Genomic DNA, 2,989 nt, shown 5'->3' with positions numbered 1-2,989 from the left:
CGGCGCCGGCGGTCACGCGCGCCCGGGCGCTGGACCTGGTGGTCGGCACCTGGCAGGTGTCGGGCGTGCGTTTCGACCAGCCGGTGGACCTGAACCGCGATGGCGTCTCGTCGAATGACGCGATGAGCGAATACTCGCCGTGCTCGCGGGACACCCGGATGGAGATCGGCGCCGACCGCAAGGGCACGATGCGCTACGGCGCGAACACCGCCGGCTGCAAGGCCTGGTCCAAGGCCCATGACTGGAGCGTGGTCGACGCCAAGACGCGCAAGGCACGCTACGAGAAGGGCCAGCGCATCGTCGACGAACGCGCCGTCGTGGCCCTGCAGTTGCGCGGGTCGACGGGCACCGACACCCTGATCATCGAATCGATCACCATCGACACGCTGATCGTGCGGACCGACCTCCCGGACGGCAGTGACAGCAGCAGCGAAGCGACGGTGGTCTACAAGCGGGTCCGCTGAGGACGCCGGCGCCGGATGCCGGACGCCGGATCAGGCGCCGGGGCTTCGCGCGCCGCGCGCCGCGCGGGGCCTCAGCGCTTGCAGCGCGACGCCGTCACGTCCTTGACGGCCCACTGCTCGCCATCGCGGGTCAGCACGGCCAGCGCCTCCTGCGTGCCGCCGTGGCAGGTGATCTCGTCGCCCAGGGCGGTGTGCTCGAGTTCCACCGTGCGCCCGTCCTTCCAGCGCATGAAGCGGTAGAACGAGATCCCAACCAGCGGCGGCGAGAAGCGGAAACGCTCGACCAGCCGCCCGCCGGGGTTCTCCCAGACCACGATGCCGTTGAAGTCGTGCGAGGCCGAGGCATTGGCCATCACCAGGAAGCGGCCGTCCGGCGACGGGCGCACCTCGCCGTGCATCGTGTAGCGCGTGCCGTCCTTGCGCGAGACCCAGTAGACATTGCTGCCTTCGTAGAAGGTGGCGCGGACGACGAAGAACTCGCGGTCGGGGGACAGGCCGTCGAAGCGGTAATCCTCGTAGGCCCCCTCGTTGTTGCCCGAGGCATTGGGCCAGACGCTGTCGAAGACCTCGGGCCGGCCGGAGCCGGTCGGCAGCATCAGGCGCGAGCCGGCGCGCTTGACGAGCACGTGGCCGCCGCCGACGTTGGCCTTGCGGATCGCGTCGGCCTCGGCCTTGGCGCGGAAGGCCTCGTCCGAACCCTCGCTGCCGGCGGCCTGGCCGGGATCGAGCTCGGGCCGGGCCGGCTCGAGGCCCTTGGTGAAGTCGCCCTTGGGCGCGATGCCGGTGGGCCGCGCAGGCGGCGGCGGCTTGTAGGGCTGGTTCTGGGCCTGTGCGGCGCCGCTCGCGCCCATCACGGCGAGGGCGGCAAGGGCGGCGAGGAGGGCGGGCAGACGGACGGGCACAAGGACGGATAGAAGCACGGACAGTCGCGCGGATCGACGCATCGGCATGACCCGTTCAGCCGTGGATCGCCGCGGCCACGATCTGGCCGATGGAGATGCACATCGCCGCGACCACGACCGCGAGCGCCATGTTCTTGTGCTCGACGATCTCCTCCCACAGCTTGTAGGGGGTGAGCTTGTCGATGATGACGAAGCTGATCCAGAACACCAGCACGCCGATGACGGCATACAGGATGGAGCCCAGCACGATGGCGGGCTTGAGCCATTCGAATCCTTCCATCTCGTTCTCCTGGTCGGTCGTTCGGTGGGGTTGAAGGTCTGGGGTCGGCGCGGGCCGGCGATTGTCGCGGGGAAGTCGGCGTGGATGCGGACGGGGCGGCGGGACGATGGCGACTACTTGTGACCGCCGCCGCCGCTGCTGTAGCCGCCATACGAGCCGCCGCTGGAGCCGACGTAGCCCACGCCGCTGCCGCGGCTGCTGCGCTTGCACTGCTGGTACTCGGCGCTGCTTTCGCCGTAGCTGTCCTTGTAGCGGTCGCAGTCGTCGCTGCTGCAGGCGCGCAGCAGCGCGAACAGCACCGCGATCACGAAGATCGCGATGATGATGTTGCGCAGCAGCTTGCCCTGATCCAGGCCGGAGGAGACATCGCGCTGCAGCGCGGGCATGCGGTCCTCGGGCAGCGAGAAGAAGCGCCGCACCTCGGCCGCGTCGATCGCGCGGCCGTGGCTCCAGGTGACCTCGTTGCCGGTCTGCTCGCTGCTCAGCAGCTCGAGCCGCGTGCCGTTGCGCCATTCGTAGTCGCGCACCAGCGCGCGTTCCTCGCGCTTGACGCGCCAGTAGAACTCGCCCAGCACGTAGGTGACCTTGGCGGTGTAGGTCCACTTGTGCCTGAAGTCCTTGCCCTGGTGGCTGACCGACTTCGCCCCCGCGTTGGCCGGCGCGCCGGTGATCGGGCGCACCAGGCTCCAGCCGTCCTCGGTGTCCACGAGGAAGGCGAAGCCCTCCATGCGGTTGAACAGCAGGTACTCGCGCCAGAAGGTCTGTTCGTCCTCGGCGGACTCGGGCAGGTCGCAGCGCTCCAGGTAGCCGACGACCTGCCACGGCTGCGGCGCGCCGCCGGAGATCGCGAGCTGGCCGGTCGTGCCCAGCGGGATCTGCGGCTCGCCGCCGGTGTTCTGCCGGTAGGCGGCCAGCTCCGCGCCGGCGCCCTTGGAGATGTCGACGACCGACTTGCACTGCCCGCAGACGATGGACTGCGTCGTGTCGAGCCGCGGTTCAAGCGCGGCGCCGCAGTTCGGGCAGGGCAGGGCCTTGGACTGCAGCGTCGCGCCGCTCTCGGCGCGCAGCCCGGTCAGCTGCAGGTCGGCGAGCTTGACGGGGCGGCCGACCGACCAGGTCGGCAGCGCGGGGTCGCTGTACTCGAGCGAGGCGACCTCGTTGGCGGTGTTGCGCAGGTCGACCACCGGATAGCTGCTGGCCAGCCGCGGCGGATGGGGCAGTTCCCCCTGGGCCGCGGCCACGGTCGCTTCGACGATGCTGGCCACCTGCCAGGCCGAGCCGGCCAGCATCTGCAGCCCGCCCGGGCGCAGCGTGGCGGGATCGGGCGCGCGCTCGGCCAGCGG

General features: G+C 70.5%; 4 protein-coding genes. 1 reads left to right on the top strand and 3 read right to left on the bottom strand.

Annotated elements, in window-relative coordinates:
• The coding region (locus FUT87_RS28710; RefSeq protein ID WP_186830500.1) for a hypothetical protein at positions 1 to 464 on the top strand (464 nt) is incomplete at its 5' end.
• Between the two features lie 71 nt (positions 465 to 535).
• Here FUT87_RS28710 and FUT87_RS12355 read toward each other — a convergent pair.
• The 3 genes from FUT87_RS12355 to FUT87_RS12345 form a co-directional block, all read right to left on the bottom strand.
• The gene (locus tag FUT87_RS12355; protein ID WP_147241206.1) at positions 536 to 1,315 is read right to left on the bottom strand and encodes a hypothetical protein; all 780 of its coding nucleotides are present in this window, start codon (positions 1,313 to 1,315) and stop codon (positions 536 to 538) included.
• A 106-nt stretch (positions 1,316 to 1,421) separates the two neighbouring features.
• Positions 1,422 to 1,646 carry a DUF350 domain-containing protein gene (locus FUT87_RS12350; protein WP_091733655.1) on the bottom strand — a complete coding sequence of 75 codons (225 nt, stop codon included), beginning with the start codon at positions 1,644 to 1,646 and terminating at the stop codon, positions 1,422 to 1,424.
• 113 nt (positions 1,647 to 1,759) lie between these two features.
• The coding region (locus FUT87_RS12345; RefSeq protein WP_147241205.1) for a DUF4178 domain-containing protein at positions 1,760 to 2,989 on the bottom strand (1,230 nt) is incomplete at its 5' end.

Source organism: Mitsuaria sp. TWR114 (assembly GCF_007997345.1).
The sequence above is the reverse complement of the archived record's forward strand: the minus strand, read 5'-3'. Positions and strand labels throughout refer to the sequence as shown.